Origin of the sequence: Wolbachia endosymbiont (group A) of Clivina fossor, assembly GCF_964026865.1 — a bacterium.
GTDB lineage: Bacteria > Pseudomonadota > Alphaproteobacteria > Rickettsiales > Anaplasmataceae > Wolbachia.
This window is the reverse complement of sequence record NZ_OZ034707.1, coordinates 1,345,215-1,365,782: the sequence shown is the minus strand read 5'-3', so window position 1 is coordinate 1,365,782 and position 20,568 is coordinate 1,345,215. Positions and strand designations below refer to the sequence as shown.

15 protein-coding genes, 1 tRNA gene, 1 other RNA gene and 3 pseudogenes are annotated in these 20,568 nt (G+C 35.3%); 2 read left to right on the top strand and 18 right to left on the bottom strand.

Features of this window, described 5'->3' with window-relative positions:
- Window positions 1–265: 265 nt before the first annotated feature.
- From AAGD99_RS06750 to ssrA, 10 genes are all read right to left on the bottom strand, one after another.
- Window positions 266–1,280, bottom strand: a protein-coding gene (locus AAGD99_RS06750; protein WP_341822214.1) for an IS630 family transposase whose coding sequence is annotated in 2 segments (ribosomal slippage) — window positions 266–814 and window positions 816–1,280 — 1,014 coding nt in all. Because the reading frame shifts where the segments join, the coding sequence is not laid out codon by codon here.
- A gap of 445 nt (window positions 1,281–1,725) precedes the next feature.
- Window positions 1,726–3,006, bottom strand: a complete 1,281-nt coding sequence (gene ispG, locus AAGD99_RS06745) for a flavodoxin-dependent (E)-4-hydroxy-3-methylbut-2-enyl-diphosphate synthase (protein WP_341822949.1) — start codon at window positions 3,004–3,006, stop codon at window positions 1,726–1,728.
- Between the two features lie 17 nt (window positions 3,007–3,023).
- Window positions 3,024–3,644: a TRP75-related protein gene (locus AAGD99_RS06740; RefSeq protein ID WP_341822948.1), complete on the bottom strand. Its 621-nt coding sequence runs from the start codon at window positions 3,642–3,644 to the stop codon at window positions 3,024–3,026.
- Window positions 3,645–3,844: 200 nt separating this feature from the next.
- Entirely contained in the window at window positions 3,845–4,360 is a 516-nt protein-coding gene (locus tag AAGD99_RS06735; protein WP_341822947.1) for a hypothetical protein, read from the bottom strand.
- A gap of 152 nt (window positions 4,361–4,512) precedes the next feature.
- Window positions 4,513–6,636 carry an FtsK/SpoIIIE family DNA translocase gene (locus AAGD99_RS06730; protein ID WP_341822946.1) on the bottom strand — a complete coding sequence of 708 codons (2,124 nt, stop codon included), beginning with the start codon at window positions 6,634–6,636 and terminating at the stop codon, window positions 4,513–4,515.
- The gene (locus AAGD99_RS06725) at window positions 6,637–6,915 is read right to left on the bottom strand and encodes a YggT family protein (RefSeq protein WP_253309879.1); all 279 of its coding nucleotides are present in this window, start codon (window positions 6,913–6,915) and stop codon (window positions 6,637–6,639) included.
- A gap of 142 nt (window positions 6,916–7,057) precedes the next feature.
- Window positions 7,058–7,369, bottom strand: coding sequence for a type II toxin-antitoxin system RelE family toxin (locus AAGD99_RS06720; protein ID WP_264687877.1), 312 nt, complete (start codon window positions 7,367–7,369; stop codon window positions 7,058–7,060).
- Window positions 7,350–7,571 (bottom strand): hypothetical protein, encoded by a 222-nt coding sequence (locus tag AAGD99_RS06715; protein ID WP_253309905.1) that lies wholly within the window; start codon window positions 7,569–7,571, stop codon window positions 7,350–7,352. Before AAGD99_RS06715 ends, AAGD99_RS06720 begins: the two co-directional genes overlap by 20 nt.
- A 209-nt stretch (window positions 7,572–7,780) precedes the next feature.
- Window positions 7,781–8,218, bottom strand: a complete 438-nt coding sequence (locus tag AAGD99_RS06710) for a ClpXP protease specificity-enhancing factor SspB (protein WP_265016675.1) — start codon at window positions 8,216–8,218, stop codon at window positions 7,781–7,783.
- A gap of 22 nt (window positions 8,219–8,240) precedes the next feature.
- Window positions 8,241–8,576, bottom strand: a transfer-messenger RNA (tmRNA) gene (gene ssrA, locus AAGD99_RS06705).
- Window positions 8,577–8,895: 319 nt separating this feature from the next.
- On the opposite strand from ssrA, the pseudogene AAGD99_RS09025 reads away from it, so the two are divergent.
- A pseudogene (locus AAGD99_RS09025) lies at window positions 8,896–9,083 on the top strand (hypothetical protein); the annotation flags it as partial.
- 125 nt (window positions 9,084–9,208) lie between these two features.
- Here AAGD99_RS09025 and AAGD99_RS06700 read toward each other — a convergent pair.
- The 4 genes and pseudogenes from AAGD99_RS06700 to AAGD99_RS06685 form a co-directional block, all read right to left on the bottom strand.
- Window positions 9,209–9,608 (bottom strand): annotated as a pseudogene (locus tag AAGD99_RS06700) (hypothetical protein); the annotation flags it as partial.
- A gap of 10 nt (window positions 9,609–9,618) precedes the next feature.
- The gene (locus AAGD99_RS06695; protein WP_264704179.1) at window positions 9,619–10,956 is read right to left on the bottom strand and encodes an IS110 family transposase; all 1,338 of its coding nucleotides are present in this window, start codon (window positions 10,954–10,956) and stop codon (window positions 9,619–9,621) included.
- Window positions 10,957–11,230: 274 nt separating this feature from the next.
- Window positions 11,231–11,464, bottom strand: a pseudogene (locus tag AAGD99_RS06690) (hypothetical protein); the annotation flags it as partial.
- Window positions 11,465–12,230: 766 nt separating this feature from the next.
- On the bottom strand, window positions 12,231–13,850 hold the full coding sequence (locus tag AAGD99_RS06685) for a hypothetical protein (RefSeq protein WP_341822945.1): 1,620 nt from the start codon (window positions 13,848–13,850) through the stop codon (window positions 12,231–12,233).
- Window positions 13,851–13,943: 93 nt separating this feature from the next.
- Between AAGD99_RS06685 and priA the strand changes: the two genes are divergently transcribed.
- Entirely contained in the window at window positions 13,944–15,947 is a 2,004-nt protein-coding gene (gene priA / locus AAGD99_RS06680; RefSeq protein ID WP_341822944.1) for a primosomal protein N', read from the top strand.
- Window positions 15,948–15,956: 9 nt separating this feature from the next.
- On the opposite strand, the gene petA is transcribed toward priA, so the two are convergent.
- The 4 genes from petA to AAGD99_RS06660 all read right to left on the bottom strand — a co-directional run bounded on the left by petA (window position 15,957) and on the right by AAGD99_RS06660 (window position 20,433).
- Complete coding sequence (gene petA / locus AAGD99_RS06675) at window positions 15,957–16,556, bottom strand: ubiquinol-cytochrome c reductase iron-sulfur subunit (RefSeq protein ID WP_341822943.1); 600 nt, start codon at window positions 16,554–16,556, stop codon at window positions 15,957–15,959.
- 86 nt (window positions 16,557–16,642) lie between these two features.
- On the bottom strand, window positions 16,643–19,351 hold the full coding sequence (gene gyrA / locus AAGD99_RS06670) for a DNA gyrase subunit A (protein WP_253309899.1): 2,709 nt from the start codon (window positions 19,349–19,351) through the stop codon (window positions 16,643–16,645).
- Window positions 19,352–19,403: 52 nt separating this feature from the next.
- A tRNA-Val gene (locus AAGD99_RS06665) sits at window positions 19,404–19,476 on the bottom strand.
- A gap of 81 nt (window positions 19,477–19,557) precedes the next feature.
- Window positions 19,558–20,433 (bottom strand): tetratricopeptide repeat protein, encoded by an 876-nt coding sequence (locus AAGD99_RS06660; protein WP_253309898.1) that lies wholly within the window; start codon window positions 20,431–20,433, stop codon window positions 19,558–19,560.
- Window positions 20,434–20,568: the final 135 nt, after the last annotated feature.

Sequence of the window (20,568 nt, the reverse complement as noted above, 5' to 3'; positions counted from 1 at the left end):
CTTTGTAAAAAACATTCCAAACTTTCTCTCCACTTTTTCTGGGTAAGGTCAGTTCAGCTATAGGCAGCAATTTTCTGTATTTACTTTAAATTGAAGAAAGCTCAAATGAAAGATCGTGTTTTGCTAAAAATCACAGAATGCAGTCTGGTTACAATTATTTATCACTAGTGCCTAAAGTGATCTCCTTTATCCTCTCATCTGCTAGTATTTTTAATTCCTCACCGTATCTATAATAATTTCGCTTTATAACGTGTAATACCAAATCTCATAAATAAGTAGGCAAATAACTCACAGAACAAATGGTTTTGATCGAACTTTCCGTAATATTACGAATGAATGCACATACAGTATCCTCCAATAAACTAACAGAGTCATATATTCTATTTTTAATGAGATTGTCTTTCAAATATTGCCATAAACGCTCTACTGGATTTAACTCTGGTGAATATGGAGGTAAATAGATTAAGGTAATATTTTGTGGTATTTTTAAACCTTTGGATCTATGCCATCCTGCACAATCCACAACAAGAAATGCCTCCCTTGTTCCTAAATATTGTGACATCTGCTCAAGGAATATATTCATACAATCAGTATTGACGTTTGGTACGAATAAGCTAGAACTCTCTCCATTTCTAGGATTAACTGCACTATAGAGATAAAAGTTTTGCCTACCTAATTTTACCTTAACCTGTGTCCTAATGCCTTTTTTAAACCACCCGTGTCCAATCTTTGAATGTGTGCCAAACCGCGACTCATCGAAGAAAAATAGCTCTTTTTCGGGATACGTGACAATAGTTTCATTAAGATTTTTTTTTAAACTCTTCTTGTTTATTTTTATCCTGTTTATTGTGCACAGGCCTTGGAGTAATATACGAAAAACCTAACTTTTGCATCAGTCTATGTGCTGTAGACTTACTTACCTCAATAGAAAACATTTTCTCAATTATGATTTTTAATTTCTTAGCCGTTAGGTTGGCTCCTTCTTCTGCTATGACATTTTTAATTTCTTCTTGCTGCTTGTAGCTCAACTTCGGCTTTACTCCACGTCCTGGTTGTATTTTAAACGCATTGACTCCTCCTTCCTTAAATCTTGTAATCCACTTCATCAATGTAGTTCTAGTAATTCGGTATATTTGAGCAACTTTTGTTATTCCATATTCTTTTGCAGATATTATTGCCTGTAATCTTCTTCCTATCTCTCCTCTTATGCCGTGCTTCTTTAATTCCAGGTTACACTTATTATATAATTCTTCTCCTATTGCTTTACTTTTTCCTGCCATAACTCCCCACTAATTCTTAAATTATTCTATTTTAGAAATTTTTCTTTATTCGTCTATTTATTTTTAGGAATTGGTATTACTCATCAGCAGAAGAAGAATCTAATTTAGGGTAATATTCGTAATCGCAATTTTCTTCGATGTCCTCAATGCTTATAGATGATGCTAAAAGTGGAAATAGAATTAATAGTAAAGTTAGTAGGATTCTTGTACAACTATTACACCACGTCCTGGGTGTCATTCCAGCGCGTGACCAGAGAAAAAAAGATATGGATCCCAGTGTCAAGCACTGGGATGACAGAAGATAGTGCAAGAAATTTCGTAAAAAGCTTTTCATACCAACTATTTAAACTCAATTGTGTTATAAATATATTAATAGCGAAAAAAGAAAAACAAGGTTTAATTTTCTTTTTTATTTGCGATTTATCTATTAATTAACCGTGAAAGGTTACGTGTAATGCTCCTTCACATAATTATCAATAATTGCCTTAAATTCTTCAGAGACATTATCACCTTGTAAAGTTTTGAAATACTTGCCGTCTTTGTAGACTGCTGAAACAGGTTTTTCTCCATATCCAGGCAAGCTGATTCCCAAATTTGCGTGTTTGCTTTCTCCAGGACCATTTACTATGCATCCCATAACAGCAATGTTCATATGCTCTACACCTGGATTTTTTTTCTTCCATATCGGCATATGAGTTTTTATATAGCCATTCACCTCTTCAGTTAATATACGAAAACGATCGCTACTTGTGCGCCCACAACCAGGACATGAATTAACTTGAGGGTTAAAGTGTCGCAAGCCTATAGATTGCAATATTTCCTGACACACCACCACTTCATTAGTACGCAATTCACCAGGACGTTGAGTCAAAGAAGCCCGTATTGTATCTCCAATGCCATTTTGCAATAAATAAGTAAGCCCTGCTGCGGTATTTACCACACCTTTATTGCCCATACCAGCCTCAGTTAAACCCAAATGCAGCGCATAATTGGAAGATTTTGCAAGTGCCATATAAACTAAAATTAAATCTTGTACTTTGCTAACTTTACATGAAATGATTATTTTGTTTGAATTTAGACCAATTTCTTCAGCTTTTTTTGCACTATCAAGAGCAGACATTACAAGTGCTTTGCGCAGTATAACATCAGAAGGCCTTGCATTACTAAGCGAAGAGTTTTCATCCATCAGTTTTTGTAAAAGGTATTTATCAAGACTACCCCAATTTACCCCAATTCTAACAGGAAGATCGTGCATTATTGCATACTCTATCACCCTTTCAAATTTCTCATCACGTTTGTCGCCAAAGCCTATATTGCCTGGATTGATTCTAATTTTACCCAGCATTTTGATGTTGTCTGGATAATCTTGAACTAATTTATCTAGCTCATATTGACCGCAGCCTACCAATATTTTACCGTCAAAACCTTCTTTATTTATCTCTTCTACTATATAAGGTATTGCCCTTGCTACTTCCTCTGAATTCAAAGCAATCCGTACTAACTCTGAACCTGCGCGCGCTAGTTCTGTTATTTCTTTTGCATAATGTTTTGCGCTACTTTTTATATCATCAGAATCTATATGCACACCAAGCGCCATAGATTGTACGACTATAGGATTATTTCCACCTATCTTTACTTTTCCAACTTCTACAACATGAGTTTTGTGCCTGGAAATCGGCGATAATTCATATGCTTTATCATTCAATATTAGATCTTTATCTAGCATACTTATTAATTGTGATACTATTTTACTGTGTCAGCTACGCTGCCAAATGAACTCGAACCATTCAAACTATAAGCATCTACGTTATCCAAATTAGCAATAGAATCATGTGAGCACGTTTTTCTTGATGGATTTTCTTTTATAGTGACATTTATAGGAGAAACTTTTTTTTCTCGTGTTGAAGTAACTTTCTTCCCTTCTTGTTGTTCACTTTCATGCTGCTCGCTTTCATACTGGGAAACTGGCTCTTGATCTATAAATACAGCACCCTTTAAACGTGCGATATTAATACCATGCTGATTTATCATAGCGCTCTCTTCATCGTCGACTATGCACGCTTCCATGTCATTTGGCTCATTATCAAGACTAGCAATTTTTTTCTCTTTTAATTTTTTGATTAGATCTTCTTTATTTATAGCTCGATCTTGTAACTTTTTTTTCTTGAGGAGCTCCCTACGCTTCTCATACAGTTTATATGACTCAGCAAAATCCTCATCTGTATGAAAGTTTGCACCACCAGGGTTACCAGGAGGTATGTATCTCTTACTGAGCTTAGATTTAGCTTCAGCACTATGCACAGTAAAAAAGCTAGAAACCAAAAACATTAATATAAATAAAACTTTAGAAAAAACCCTAAGCATATGGTGCTATAGTAAATATCGTGTTTTAAAAGATAGCAATTAACGAACTTTAAGTAAACCAGAATCTTTACTAACTTTACAATAATATGTTACAAATATTTTTCTAAAAAGTGATATGTTTGCTATCAAAAAAACCTACATAGGCTAAGAGAAGAGTAAGGTGTTACAAGTTGCGTAACACCTTTACAAAAAGAGCGTCATCAACTTAATAAGTCAATCAGTGGTGTTTCATGACTAGCGATATTGTTTCCATCAAGTTTTGTGTCTGGCGTATCTTTAGACAAGTCGTTTTTCTTTTCCTTATCAAGCTTAACTCCCTGATAGATGCAGAATGCAACAAAAGAAGTTATCGCTATTGCGGCAACAGCACTGACTATGGCACAAATTAGTAGTGTTTTTTCTTGATCTGCTACTGCTTCTGTGAGTGTTTCCACTTTTTCTTCCACGTCTGCGAGTCTTTCTTGCAAACCGTCTAAATACTTTTGTATACTTTCGAACCGTCCAGCATCGATCTTTTGAGCTGCCTGCAATTCCTCTAACCTGCTAAATGCAATTTGAAGTTGATCAGCATTGATCTGTTGACCTTTTTGCAATTTTTCTAGTGCACTGAATGCCTTTTGAAACTGCTCAGCATCCATCTGTTGAAGTTTTTCTAGTGCTTTTATTGTCGATTCATTAGAACCGAATAACAAATCATGAAGCCAATTTGTTGACATTTTTACCCCCTAATTAATTAATATATTACTATTGTACGTTCTTAGTACTTAAATTAGTATTAAATCAACTGTTATTATGTATTGATCTTTTAATAATTTTGTTTGACTTGCTTTTTGAGGGTGTAGAAACTTAAGTTAAGAAAGAAGCCCTGTTATTCAACCAATATCTCTCTCTTTCCTGAGTAATTTGGAGAGCTGACAATTCCTTCTTTTTCCATTCTTTCAACAATATTTGCAGCTCTGTTATAGCCTATTCTAAGTTGTCGCTGAATGTAACTGGTTGAAACTTTTTGATCTCTTTGAATGATGGCCACTGCTTGATTGTAGAGGTCGTTTTCTTCATCCTCTGTTTCACCTTCTGATTCCACAGAAGAATTTTCATCTTCTTTGGTAATTTCCTCCATGTAATTTGGCTCACCTTGCATTTTCAGATGATTAACTATATCTTGCACCTCATCATCGCTCACAAATGGGCCGTGAACTCGAATGATCTTACCACCAGAGGCCATATAGAGCATATCACCCATACCGAGCAATTGTTCAGCTCCTTGTTCGCCAAGTATTGTACGGCTATCTATCTTAGAAGTAACAGCAAAACTGATTCTCGTTGGAAAGTTCGCCTTTATCACACCTGTGATCACATCCACAGATGGGCGTTGTGTTGCCATTATGATGTGTATTCCTGCAGCACGAGCCATCTGAGCTAAACGTTGAATAGAGCACTCTATCTCTTTGCCGGCAACAAGCATCAAATCTGCCATTTCATCCACGATCACTACAATATACGGAAATGTCTCCATCTTGATTGGTATTTTTTCAAACAAAGGTTTGCCTGTTGTTGAGTTAAAGCCAATCTGCACAACGCGCTCCAATTCTATTCCACTATTCATTGCTTCTGTGATTTTTTGGTTATAGTTTATTACATTGCGTACATTTAAATACGACATCATCCGATAGCGATTTTCCATTTCTTTCACTATCCACTTAAGAGCGATAACAGCCTTTTTTGGCTCTGTTACTACTGGCGCCATTAGGTGCGGTATTGCATCATATATTGAAAGCTCAAGCATTTTTGGGTCGATCATTATCATCTTACATTCATCAGGACTTAATCGATAAACGAGCGAAAGAATCATAGTGTTAATCGCAACTGATTTACCCGACCCTGTGGTTCCAGCAACGAGCAAGTGGGGCATTTTAGTCAGATCTGCAATAACTGGTTTTCCACTTATTTCTTTGCCAAGGGCAATTGGGAGATTTAAGTTTGCATTCTGGTATTCTGGTGATTCAAGCAAATCACGCAGCATTACAATTTCTCGTTCCTTGTTCGGCAACTCTATTCCCATAGCATTTTGCCCACGAATTATTGAAATACGTGCAGAGAGTGCACTCATCGAACGTGCAATGTCATCTGCAAGGCCAATTACTCTTGCAGATTTCGTACCAGCTTGTGGTTCAAGTTTGTATAAAGTCACAACCGGCCCATAGCATACACTGATAATTTTTCCTTGCACGCCAAAATCACTCAGGACTTGTTCCAGCAGAGATAAATTTTTATTGCTCTCCATTTCATTCAGCTGCTTTCTCTGCAAAGACTCCTCTGCTTTAGAAAGTAAATGAATGCTTGGAAACTCGAACTCACTGGAAGGTTTAAAAATTTCTTCGGTAGCTTTTTTCTGTCTTTCTTTTGGTTGTTGTTTAGTAGTGATTTTAGTTCTATGTTTTTCTTCTACTACTAATGGTGCAACTGAATATTCAGCAGTTTTATGTGATCTGAAGAATGGAACATTTACAAATAAGCAAGCTATTTTTTTACATAAGAAGAATAGAGAGTAAATTGCTCTCTTCCAACCAACCGATCCTACAAGACCTATTGATGTTACTATCACAAATACATAAAATGGGCAGTTATTAACAAGTGCATTCCCTATTATTCCACTGTGTCTGTACCTTGCAGTGATGCTTAGCGAAAGTTGTGGTAATATAGCACATACCCCTAAATTGATTAATATTAAATAGAGAATTTTCAGCAGTATTTTTGCTGGCCTGAAGATCAACAAGTAAACTATGGTTGTAGCTATTGTAACACTAGTTAATCCAAGAAATTGAACCAATATATCAGCTAAATATGAACCTACTATTCCACCTAAATTTGTCACTTCCTTATTTGTAGCCGTGTTTAAGGAAGGATCTTTATAGTTGTAGCTAAAAACTGATATATATACATATATTAAAAGGGATAGATATATTGCTGATTTTAGATATTTTTTTAACATCTACCTAAAGTAGTAAGCTACTGTATATTTTACAAAGTGAATTGTTATTAGCAATATCATTATAGATAAATCTAATCCGTTGAATGGTGGTATATACCTTCTGATAATTTTCAATGGTGGGTAAGTCAGCTGATTCAAGGTGCGCATTATGCGATTGACAGTATCATTATACACGTTCACTATATTAAGCCTAATCAGTAAATCTAGGACAATCCAACATATTAGAATGAAGCTATAAAGATCAAGTAACGTGTTGAGTAGATATATAATTGGATGCATGCATATCTATTACACGAAAGTTATAATAAAGACAAGTATTTAGCCTTTTCAAACTCAAAATGTTGTTTTTGCTGAACCAAAAAAAACTTCATTTTTTGAGCTGCACCTAAGGTAGGAGGAAGGAGGGCTGTATAAAATATATTTAATGTTTCAGTAGGTCCAATATTGCCTGCTTGTAAATATTGTCCCTGTGTCCTATTGAAACAATAATTACTATACGTTTTGCAGTATTTACACGATAGACAATACGGTAATCATCAGCAACTTTTATTCTTCTATGTCCCTTTAATCTCTTGCGTAGCAACACACCGTTACCAATAGGATCAATCTCAAGATACTTTTTTATTGCGTCTTTAATACTTGGCTTTACATCTTTCGGCAAGAAAGGCAAATTTCTTTTAAGAACATGCTTTAGATATTTAATGGTGTATCGCTTATTTCCAGATGTCTTCACTATCCTCTACTTCTTCTGCATCATCAGCATTTAACTCCCTAATAATTTTGGAAAATGCAATATCTTCCGCTTCAAGTTCGATTGCTTCCTTGACTAGCTTTTCTGTTAATTTTTGAACAGACTGCTTAGTGGCTCTAGCTAGTTCAACAAGATGCTGCGAAGTTTTTGGGTCAAAAGTTATACTAATTCCTGAATCTGCCATATGTTTTACCAAATTCTACTAACAATTATACAACATTTTTCTGAATTTTTCAATAAAGAAAGTTGATGATATGTAAGAAAAATTTTGCCACCTGCGTTAATAAACAATTAAAGATTTAGCATATTTGTCTACGATAGTATTCCTCTATTCTATTACTTAAGTTAGACCACTTTTTTCTATTAATATTTTTTGTTTACAAAGATGAGCAATTACTCATCACGCAGTTGATCTATGGATATAATACTACCGTTTGATAATTTTTCAGTACATTTTTCACTTTTGTATTCTTTATCAGAATCGATACTGATTTTGTCAAATATTAAAACATCTCCTGAAATTTTATCACGAAACTCACTAATAGCAAAAAACGGTATAGTAATTCGCTCTTGTTTTCCTTGAAAACTCAAACTGACGCTAAATTTATCCTCAGAAACTTTTAAATCATAGAATTGATGCTGTAATATAATAAGCATTTGAGTGGGGTATGACTTTTTCAAATGATCTGGCATGGTCACACCATTAAAATATGTGAAAAATAATATTTCTAAATGAGGGATAAAACCATTACCTGATATAACATCTAAAGTCTTTTTGATAACTTGAAACTTGGCAGAATTAAGCAATTTTTTGTAATCTGTTTGCTCCATATAACTTCCACATACGTAAATTTTTGGGGAACTTCTGTTACCCGGCGTTCCCTGAACCGTGCTTATAGCAATGAAGTTATAGTGCTTAAATTAAGCAGCTATTGCATCATTGTCTTCAGCAGCAAAATTATCGTTTGCATTTAAATTATGAACTCTTAGCGGTGGTGTCTAACCGAGCAAAACTACCATCTTTACTATGCATGTCGATCCTTATTCGCCCCCATATAAATTAAAAATATGGTGGAGGCGCCGAGTACTGCCCTCGGGTCCAATACACCTATTACAGGGTGATTTTATTGCTATAGTACACAAAATGTACATAGCTATTATATAGCAACATTAAATAAATGTCAAGATATTATGACCTTAAGTTGATTTATTGCTAAGACAAAATTAAGATTTCCAGTAAAAAATTCTGTGACCTTACCCAGAAAAAGTGGAGAGAAAGTTAAGAAAATTTTTTACAAAAAGAATGATGAATCACAATGTTCAGGAATGCAATAATTAATAGCAGAATGCCTACGCTGTTTTTTGTAAAAATTTCTATGTATTCAAATATAGCAGTTCTAGCTTGTTGAACAGAGTGCTTAGGTGTACAGTTCCAAAGTGTGATGGTATGATATATAAGAAATTGCCATCGAAGGAGGAATTATGGTTACACCTTTACAACTTTGTTATATTACGCAAAAAGACTCAAAACTCTCAAAACCTTATGAATTTATATGTAACCAGTGGACACAAGCATCCTGAATTATTTATACTAAATCCATACCATCACACTTTGGACCTAGTTCCTTATTCATTCTCACAATCCGTGAACGGTTACAAATACTGGAGTTTACCCTTTTTCTTGTTATTTTTTTAATCTATAGTTAGCATTCAAAACCATATTCGAAAAGTATCTCATATATTTCCAGATTTTTTCAATGCTGTTTATTTCATCCTCAACATTGTCTCTACCTTTATGAACTAAGTTACAATTTAGCAGCATTAAAAATTATAACGTATTCCTACCTCCAGAGTTGCATCTGGTATTTGTAATGCTTTTATACCACTTAGTTGCCCGCCTGCAGCAATACCAACTGCACCAACTATCTGTGGAGCAATTTCATAATCAACACCGACCTTCAGTTTATAGGAAAGAACCCAGTATTTTATCTACTACAGATGCCTCCTCTGCAGCAGCTCCAGTAACCTCACCTGCACTCGAAGTAGTGGTAGCTCCTGGATCTTGAGGTTTTGAATCTTTGCTTTTACCACCTTCACCAAAGCCAAAAGGTATTACTTGTAAGTATCCTCCTAAACCTCCACTGACATATAGTTTAACGGGATCAATATTAAGGTCAGGGTAATAACGATAATTTGCCAATAAGCTAGCCCCTATTTTCCTCCTAAGAAACTCACTCAACTAACTCTTCTTGTTGAACTAATATGTAGCCAAATTCGCTCGCTTTTTTGATCAAATTTTTTACAGTTCTATCTTTATAGCGTGTTTCATAGTATTCCATTCCTTTTTCTACATATTCCTGTCCGTATTTGAGCATACTATAAAATATGCATGCCATTTTTCTTGCAGTAGCTGTTATTGCTTTTGGTGCTCCTAGTCGTTTTTTCAATCTTCTGTAGTATGCACCCAACGCACTTTTACTATTTCCTACAGAATGAGCAGCTATTCGCAAAGCATTCGCAGCACGGTTAATGACTTTACGTGTTCTTGTGTTAAACACTTTTTCCCCTGTAACTTTATTAGCAGGACTGAGTCCCAACCACGACGAAAAGTGCTTTTCTGTTGGCCATTTACTATGGTTTATACCAACTTCTGAAATTATGGTTTGTATACTTAATACATCAAATCCAGGAATTTTAGTGAAATCCATACCAGTTATTCGGTGCAGTTCCTCATACAAAGCAAAGCTTGGCTTACTTTTGCTATTTTTATTCTTTTGCTTACTTAGCTGTTTGCTTTCACAAGACTTTGTTTCAAACGTTTTATAATAGGCTTCAATATTTCTATCACATTCTGCTATTTTTTCTTGATAAATATTATATAATTCAAATTCTTGCTTTAGCGTGAATAAGTGTTCCTCTCTATAGTCACCAGCTAACGCTTTTGCAATAGTAGACTGATCATTTTTCATTCGCACGTCCCTGAATTCTGCTAATTTTTCAGAATCTCTTTCGCCTTCAATTATAGCTTCAATGATTTTCATACCAGTTATCCCAGTAATATGACTAATAACCTTGTGTAATTGTATATTCATTTGAATTAATGCCTTCTGCATACGCAGAATATGTGTAGATGCACTTTCAGTGAGATTTTTGCGTTGCCGCACGTAACTGCGCAATACACACATCTGATTATCTGGCCTAAACGATCCATGAAGCAGTCCGTAGCTATGCAGTTGTTGGAGCCATTGGCAATCTTGAACGTCAGACTTCCTACCAGGTACATTCTTTACATGCCGTGCATTTACCAATCTTACCTCGAATTTGTATGACTCAAGTATTTGAAATAAAGGAATCCAGTATACTCCTGTTGATTCCATAGCTACTGTTGTAACTTTACACTTTTTCAACCACTGTGCTAAGTTATGAAGGTCTTCAGTAAAGCAGCCAAATTTCTGAACGCGTTGTTCATCTCTTCCTTCAGGTACACACACATAGTGTACAGCTGAACCAATGTCTATTCCTGCTGCATTAGGATTCACTATTTCTAATTTACTTTTTGCTTTTTTCATGGTAACTCCTACATATAATTTGTAATAGGGAAACGCTTCAGCTTGGAACGGTTGATAGTACAATCTCCTAACCGAGGTAGTCTAAATGACTCCATCAATGATTTGACCGTTCCTTCCAAAACCATGCTTGCATACGGGCACTTAGGCACCATTGAAAATGTCGGTCATAACTGCAGAGGCGCTCCCTGTACAACTATACTTGAAAACTACTAAAAACTTAAATTTGTGTGTTTCTTTCTGATTTGACAGATTTCGTCTGTTCGATGCTTGTATCCTTATTAGCAATATCACTCATGTTAGCAAGAACCTCAAGTTCAAACTTAGAGTTTTTGTCATGATGATAACCAAAAACAACGCTAGGTTTCATTACAAAGCCACCACCCCATCCAGCACCAAAGTTTAAACCTGCATAGTACTGATCTTCTGACTTACTTGCACTATTATTAGCTGCACCTGCTAGAGATGAAGTAAGCAACACAGCCAAAACGCATAATCTCTTCATTTTCATATAACTCCTCATACAAAAAAATATATAATGCATAAGTATATATCCTTTATATTAAAAAAGATATAACCACATGTCAAAAAAAGTATACCCACAAAGTAAAGGATGTGCTACTCGGATGTATCCGTTCAGCAGAATGGCAAAATAGGTAGACAAGCTAACGTATTTGTTAAGTTATGTGTAAACAGGAGGTTATGAGAAACTTGTAATAAAGTTGTATAACATAGCTGTTCATAGAGCTCACCCAAATCGGGCATATGCATTTGCAAAAGCCTGCAATCACTTTGCAAAAACCGATAAATTAGATGCAAAACTGTTGGAAAAATATGCTGAATTCATCGCAAAAAACGATGGGGTAAAAGACTTACTATTACCCACAAATAAAAACATAGTATTGTATTTACTCAAATAATTTAATTTTATTAACCTGAAAGCTTATTGGATTAAAATTATTAAACTAAGAGTTATAATTTTAGCAACTAAAAGCTGTAAATTGCACCATATAAACAGTTATTTCAAGCAAAAGTTATGCCATTAAGAGCTATGCAACAAACATTTATATTTGTGGGTAATAGTAAGATCTAAATCCGATAGAGCATTGTTGGCACACCATCAAAAGTCGCCTCAGACCTCTAATGCATCAATGTACAGACTTACACCTCTTAGTTGGTAATACCATTTTAGACGTTTATCATTCGTTTTAGAAAATACTATAGAATCCAGAAAAAAACATGCCTAGACGAGCTATTTGAATGACATTAGTTGTTAGTTATGCAGCTTTCATAACAGCTTCACCATTACAACATTTGTTTACTGTTATGTCTGTAAGATACCCTACTATACCACCTAATGCTGCACCTGCAATTCCTAATAATACAGCAGTTGCAATTACTCCGATAGCAATAATCTCAGGTATAATTCCTATTGCAGCTAGTGTGGCTCCTACAGCACCAAATAATAATGCTAAGCCTATAACTCTTGGGGAAATTCCTGAAGCTTGTTTTTGTGGAGAATGATGATTCTTATTATCTGTTATAGGTGGCTGAGCACTTTGCTTTTCCACTGTATGTAAGTTATTGTTAGTTTCGTTACTGACAGGTGTTTGTTGCAATGGAACTGCACTGCTTGTAATCGTTTGTGGGCCACTGTCTACTGGTTGTTCTTGTTGTGTAGGAATTGAAACAAATGGTTGTGTAGTGGTATCACTTGCAGCCGGTTGTTCTGAAATTTGCTTATCATCACAGTTAATAACTATATCGCTACCTACTTTTGATTGAAATGATTCGGTAAACACTACACTGTAATCTACATCATCAATTATTGTTTCTGAAGTTGGATCTGGATTTTGATAGTAAGTTATAGTGGCATTAGATATTTCGAGTCTACCTTTTATCGTTCTTTTTACTAGCTCTTTCTTTTCTATTTTACACACATTAAACTGATCAGAAAAACTAAAAGTTAGTTTATCTTTAAATGTTTTTTCAAAATCATTCGCAAAACTATCTTTAAAAGCAATTGGAACAGAGATACGCATTCCGCTTAGAAAGATCTCTCGCATGCAGAGCTTATTAGGGGCTGTTTTAATACGCTCACCTTCAAGCTCCATAACCTCTTCGATAGCTAGATACACTATACCTTCAGCTATTTTTGGATTGATTTTATTAATCAAATTTCTGACATACTCTTTATCTTCTTCATCCACTATAACAACTCTAATGTTAAATCTTTCACATCCATATTCATTATCTATACTCGAACCTATTGACGTTCCTCCAATTCTATCACCTAAAACAACCATTCGAATAGAAGATAACCTTTCATATGCTTCTTGCATTTCTTTGTCATTCAAAAGTGCTCTTGCTTTTTCTATAATGCTTTCTACGCTTCTCTTCTGATATTTACTAAGATATTTTTTACTGAAGTTACTGTAATCATAATTATGATCTTCTGTTGCCATTTCTGCATAGCGAAGTGTATCAAGCAAATGCGAACTCTTATTATGCAATCCAACAGTTGACACTGCATTTTGGCTCACTGTGTTTGGACAATGGGAACCCGGACTATATCTATTTTTCTCATATATCAATTCACCTGCAACAACAGGTATTCCCCTTACTTTCATTTCATTTTTTGGTAGTAATTGGCCATTTGTAAAAGCAAATGCTGAAAAAAGTGCCCAAGCATTGGTACCGTGTGCAGCAAAAGTTCTCTTATCAATCACATTACTGCGTGCATTCAATCTAACTTCAGGGTGTTCCCTTTTAAATTCCTCACTTGTCTCAAACAATTGTTTTCCCGACTCGCTTGGTCTTCTGTTCTGCATAAAGTTCTTATGAAGTTCAGAAAATTCTATTAGTTTCTGTATATGAGCCTCTTGCATATTTACCATCCTAGCCAAATAAACTTATATAATATCAGTTCAACCAATCAATCCACAAAAATCAAACGAATATTTTCAAAACAGTGCTAAACTTAGGCTGCTATGACAAGAACAGTTGACGTATTACTACCACTTCCAATTGATCAGTTATTTTCATATGCAGTTGAAGAAAATACTGAAGTTTCAGTTGGAGATTATGTAGTGGTGCCATTTGGCAAAAAACGCTTGATCGGAATAGTTTGGAAATATAGTGACAAGAGTGGTCGAGCATTAAAATTTATTGAGCAAAAAATCGATTTACCAAATATTAGACCAAAATTGATTGCATTTGCAGAGTGGGTTGCACAATACAATGTAATGCCTATTGGTATGCTTGCCAAAGTGATAATGGGAGGAGTGTTAAAAGTAAACCACATAGACAAATTGGTTTGTGCTAAGCAGAAGCAGGAAATAAGTGAAATAAGTTGCCAATTAAACCCTGAACAGCAGATAGCTAGCGATAAAATAATAAGCAGTTTGAATGAGTACTCAGTGACTTTGCTTGACGGTGAGACAGGATCTGGAAAAACGGAAGTTTACTTATCCGCAATTGCAAAATTGGTAGAAACTGTAAACAGTGCACAAATTTTAATCCTCTTGCCTGAAATTGTTTTAACTTCACAATTGGTAAATCGTGTTCGCGGTCAGATATCAAAAAACTTAGTTGAATGGCACTCAGGGCTCACTCCAAAAACTCGCCGGAATAATTGGCTCAATATAGCAAGTGGAAATGCGCAGATAATTATTGGTGCACGGTCAGCGCTTTTTTTGCCTTATAAAAACCTAAAATTGATTATCATTGATGAAGAGCACGACTCATCTTTTAAACAAGAACAGGGAATTATATATAATGCTCGAGATATGGCGATAATCTTAGCCAAATTTGAAAATATTCCGATTATTTTATCATCAGCAACTCCACTGCTTGAAACGATTCATCATGTTAAAAGCGGGAATTACAATCATGTAAAGCTAACCAAGCGATTCGGTGGTGCAGAATTGCCACTCATTAAAGTAGTAGATATGAGGAACAACAAGCAATGGATCTCCTCTGAGCTTTTTGAAAGCATCAAACAAACCATAGAGAAAAAACAGCAGGTTATGCTCTTTTTAAACCGCCGAGGGTATGCACAACTGGCAGTTTGTAAAAAGTGTGGATATAAAATTTCCTGCTTAAATTGTGCTGTTTGGCTTACATATCACAAGAAAAAAAATGCTCTTTTGTGCCATCATTGCTCTTATCAATTAAAACTCCCAGAAAAATGCTCTGATTGCCAGAGTGAACAGTCATTTTCCCTTTATGGCGTAGGAATTGAAAGGTTACTTGAAGAAATGGTGAAATTAACACCAAACGCAAAAACTGCGATGATAAGCAGCGATCAGAAGTCGGTTAGTAACGTAATTGACTTGGTACTGAAAGAAGAGGTGAACATTATAATCGGCACACAAATAATTGCTAAGGGGCACAATTTTCCTAAATTAACTTTGGTTGGAGTAATGAATGCAGATTTGAGTCTCGAAAATTCTGATTTAAGAGCAGCAGAAAAGACGTATCAATTGTTGCACCAAGTTGCAGGCAGGTCAGGAAGGTTCAATGAAAAAGGAATGGTAATAGTGCAAACCAATAATCCTGAAAGTTCAATAATAAAAGCATTGCTACATCAAAAAAGGGACTCATTTTATGAAATTGAACTTAAGTCAAGACGCGAAGCCAAAATGCCACCATTTAGCAGATTAATAGCGCTTATAATTTGTGGTAAGAATCAGATTGCGACACAAAAAGCAGCGAATGAAATAGTAAAATCTCTTCTCCGTCATCCAAGTAGCTCAACTACTTGTATTCAGGAAAAAAATGTAAGTGCAGACAAAAAGGAATTTGAAATTCTTGGTCCATCACCAGCAGCAATAAATTTCTTAAATAATAAGTATCGGTATAGGGTGTTGCTAAAAATACACAATAAGCACAGTCTATCCATACAAAAAAAGCTGAAATATTGGATTAAAAATTGTAACTTGAATTCGAGTATTGCAGTGATAATAGATGTTGATCCTGTGAGTTTTTTTTAACGAGTTCCGTTAAGCCTTCTTGCCAATTACCACAACATTCTCACTGGGAAAAAAATAATCAGGTACAACCATATTTTTTGGTGCAGGACCCCCAATTACTCGGCCTGATGTGTCATAATATGAACCGTGGCAAGGGCAGAACCAACCGTTACCATCTTTTGTAGCGTGATCAATCGGCACACACCCAAGATGTGTACATATTCCAAGCATAATTAACCATTCATCTTTTCCTTCGTATACTCTCTGCTCATCTAATTGAGGATCCCTCAAGCTCTTCACATTCACAGCTCTTGCAGCCTCAATTTCTTGCTTTGTGCGTCTACGAATGAATACTGGTTTACCTTGCCACTTTACTTTTACTCCGTGTCCTTCCTGAATTCCAGACAAATTCACCTCCACTGTGGAAGTTGCTAAAACTTCAGCAGAAGGATTCATAGACTTAACCAGTGGCCAAAGTCCACTTGCAGCTCCTATACCTGCCATAGCGCATGTAGTTAATGTTATAAAATCTCTCCTACTCTTATTTTTAGTAAGATCTTTAACATGAGGTGTTTTTTTATCCTCTTTGTTTGCCAGTGGTTTTTTATTTTTAGTTAAATTTTTGTCCATTGATCTCTACTTAGCCATAAGTATATATTTTAAATTAAATACTGCGTATTAATCAACAAAAACTTGCGCTTTTTGTTTAACCTGTACTACAGTTGAGAAGAGATAGAGTTTTCAACTTCAGAAATACTATCTTCAGTGGAATCAGGATCTTCAATTTTCGCTACTGACACCACCTTTTCTCTACTCTCTGTTTTAAACAGAGTGACTCCTTGAGTGCTACGTCCTGCAATTCTGATATCATTTACTGAAATACGAATTAACTTTCCTTTATCTGTAATAAGCATGATATTATCACCCTGCTCAACTGGAAAACTAGCAACAACATTACCGTTTCTGTTGGTAGTAAGAATATTGGTGATACCAACACCACCCCTGTTAGTTATTCTATACTCATACGCAGAAGTTCTTTTACCAAAGCCATTTTCGGTAATAGTTAATATAAACTCCTCATTCACTGCAAGTTTTAAGAACAATTCGTTATCTATTCCTAAATCATTCAAAGTCTTTTCCAATTTAGAATCAATGGAGTTATTAATTGCAGTCCCCAGTCTTTTTGCAAGTGGAACTTTTAAGTAAAGTTCTTTTGTTTCTGTTGCTACACCTATCCCATTTAATATGGTCATGGATATCACGCTGTCATTCTTTGCAAGTTTGATACCTCTTACGCCATCTGAATTGCGACTTTTAAATTGACGCACATCACTTACAACAAATCTGATACTTTTGCCGAATCTTGTTGAAAGAAAAACATGATCAATTTCATTGCATACTTTAACTGATATTAACTTATCTCCTTCATCGAGTTTGATTGCTATTTTTCCATTGCTTGGAATATAGTGAAAATCCGCTAAAGAGTTGCGCCTTATGTTCCCATGAGCAGTAGCAAAAACTATGTTTTGATTTTCGTCATTTTCACTTGGTAATGGCATTATATTAGTTATAGTTTCACCATCGCTAAGCGGGAATATATTAACAAGTGCTCTTCCACGTGCAGTTGGCTCTGCAAGAGGTAACTTATAAACTTTTAATCTATAAACTCGGCCAATATTAGAAAAGAATAAAAGGCTAGTGTGGGTATTCCCAACAAATAATTTTGTGGTTACATCCTCTTCTTTTAATCCTTGTCCTAGCTTTCCTTTTCCACCACGACGCTGAGTTCTATAATGAGAAAGCTTCACACGCTTGATATAACCATTCATAGTTACGGTTATCACCATATCCTCTTGTGGAATTAGATCTTCAGCTTCAATGTCCGTATCTGATTCCTCTATTGAAGTTTTTCGCGGCACAGCAAATCTGTTCTTTATTTCTTGTAGATTGTTTTTTATTTCTTTCATCAACTTCTCTCCTGAGCCAAGAAAAGCGATATATTCTTTTATCAGGTTGATCATTGAACTTAGCTCAGCTTCTAATTTGTCTTTTTCAAGGCCTGTTAAACGTTGCAATTTCATGTCAAGAATAGCTTTCGTTTGCAGCTCAGTTAATCTATACACTCCGTCTTTCAAAAAGCTTGTGCTGTCTGAGATTAATCCAATAATTGTGTTTATCTCAGCTGAAGTTTTCCATTCTTTATTTAAAAGTTCTCTACTTGCTTCCGCAGGATCTTTTGCACCACGGATGATTTTTATCACTTCATCTATGCTCAAGACCGCAATGTAGAGCCCTATATATATATGAGCTTTTTCCCTCGTTTTTCTTAGACGAAATTCTGTTCTCCTGATTAATACTTCTTTTCTAAAATCAACAAAAGCAGCTATGATTTCTTTTAATGACATCAAAGCAGGCCTGTTGTTGTTGAGGACTAAAGTGTTAACACTAAAACTACTTCTTAGTGGAGTTAGTCCCAATATTTGATTAAGTATAAAACTTGCTTCAGCATTTCTTCTGAGGTCAATTACTACTCTAATACCAGACTTATCAGACTCATCCCTAATTTCTGTTATGCCATCAATTCTTTTTTCTTTTACAAGCTCACCTATCTTCTCAATTAATTTTACTTTATTTACCTGGTAAGGTATTTCATCAATCACTATTGCTTGCCTATCTTGTGGCAGGTCTTCCATGTGAGTCTTGCCTTGCACAACAATTGATCCACGACCCGTTGCAAATGCTGATCTTATTCCAGACCTTCCAAGAATCGTTCCCCCAGTTGGGAAATCCGGCCCTGGCATCACTTCAAGTAACTCATCCAAAGTAACTTCAGGATTATCTATATATAACATACAAGCATCTATTATTTCTCCAAGGTTGTGAGAAGGAATATTGGTTGCCATACCAACTGCAACACCGCTTGCACCATTTACCAATAGATTCGGAAATTCTGCAGGCAGTACAACAGGCTCTGTTTCATTTCCATCATAGTTTGGCCTAAAATCAACTGTATCTTCGTCAATATCATTTAGTAAGAAGTGCGACACTTTGTGAAGCCTTGCTTCTGTATATCGCATCGAAGCGGGTGGATCTCCGTCTATCGAACCAAAGTTACCTTGTCCATCAACAAGTGGTAAAAGAAGAGAGAAATCTTGGGCCATTCTAACCAAGGAATCGTAAATAGCTGCATCACCATGTGGGTGATATTTCCCCATTACATCCCCTACTATACGAGCCGCCTTTTTATATGGCTTACCAGCATCGTATCCAGCCCTTGACATTGCATATAATATGCGCCTATGAACAGGTTTAAATCCATCTCGCACGTCAGGTATAGCCCGGCTTATGATAACGCTCATTGCGTAGGAGAGATAAGAATCTTCCAGCTCTTTTACTATTGAGATTGGTACTATATTATCCTGCATTTTCTATATTTTGATTGAAGTAATTAATAATATTAACATTCAGTTAAGCAAATGGGCAATGACAGACTTGAACTGCCGACCTCCTCGGTGTAAACGAGATGCTCTACCAGCTGAGCTAATTGCCCCTTTAGATGTAATTCTATAGCTCAATATTATTATTGTAAACAAAAATAGCGATAAATTAGATTTAGGTAAGCTATAAGCTTTTATGAAATCTTTGGGTGCGTGCTGTGGAGTTTTATAAATTTTAGTCTTGCTGTCACTTTGTATAAAGGTATTTTTTCACTCACATCTTTCGAAGTTGTAGCCATGTTCAACAACTTTAAGTAGAATATTGTAGCATTTTTAAAATCTGAAAGTTTATCTAGAATAACAGCTAAATTATAGGTATAAAAAATATTGTTTTCATCAAGGGAAATAGCAGTTGTCATATACTCTTTACCTTTTACATAATCCTCCTTTTTCATATAAATCAGACCTAAATTTGCTAATAAAGGAGCATAATTTTTATGTATATCATACAATTTCAACATTTCACTCAACGCCAGATCAGGATCATATTGTGAGATTATCGTCAGAAAATTTTTTAATATGTAAGGGTTACTAGGGTATTCTTTTAACAGTCTTGTGTAAATCTCTACAGCTTTTTTGTATTCTTTATTAGCGTAATAAATATTTCCCAATCCAATTAAAGCATTTTTATGATAAGGAAACTTTGTGATGATCTGATTAAGGAGAGAAATAGCTGTTTCATTATCTCCTGACTCAAAGGAATCTTTTGCTTTTTTTAAAGTAGAGTATATGTCAAAACTCTTGCCAGAATTCTGCGCAATTTTGATATTAAATTTGTCACTTTTTCTCTCAATAACATCAAGATCTTTATACTTTTTATCAGCTTTTATATGCTTGACAACACTATCAAAGGCCTTCTGTATCTCCAAATTTTCACTAGCATAGGTAACAGAAGACCTCCATAAAATCACAACGCAAATTAACATGCAGACAAACATAGATCCTAGTGTTGTGGCATTGGCTGCAGCGTGTAACCAGTAAACCTTATTTCTTTGAGCTATGCGTAACACATTACAAATTCATAAATGCTAAATTACCTATCTCATACAATAATAAAGATATTATTAATTAGCGATGCTGCGTAGAATGCACTTATCTTTTGTCTTCCATATTTCGCTCTATTAGACTTCTTGCATAACCCAAAC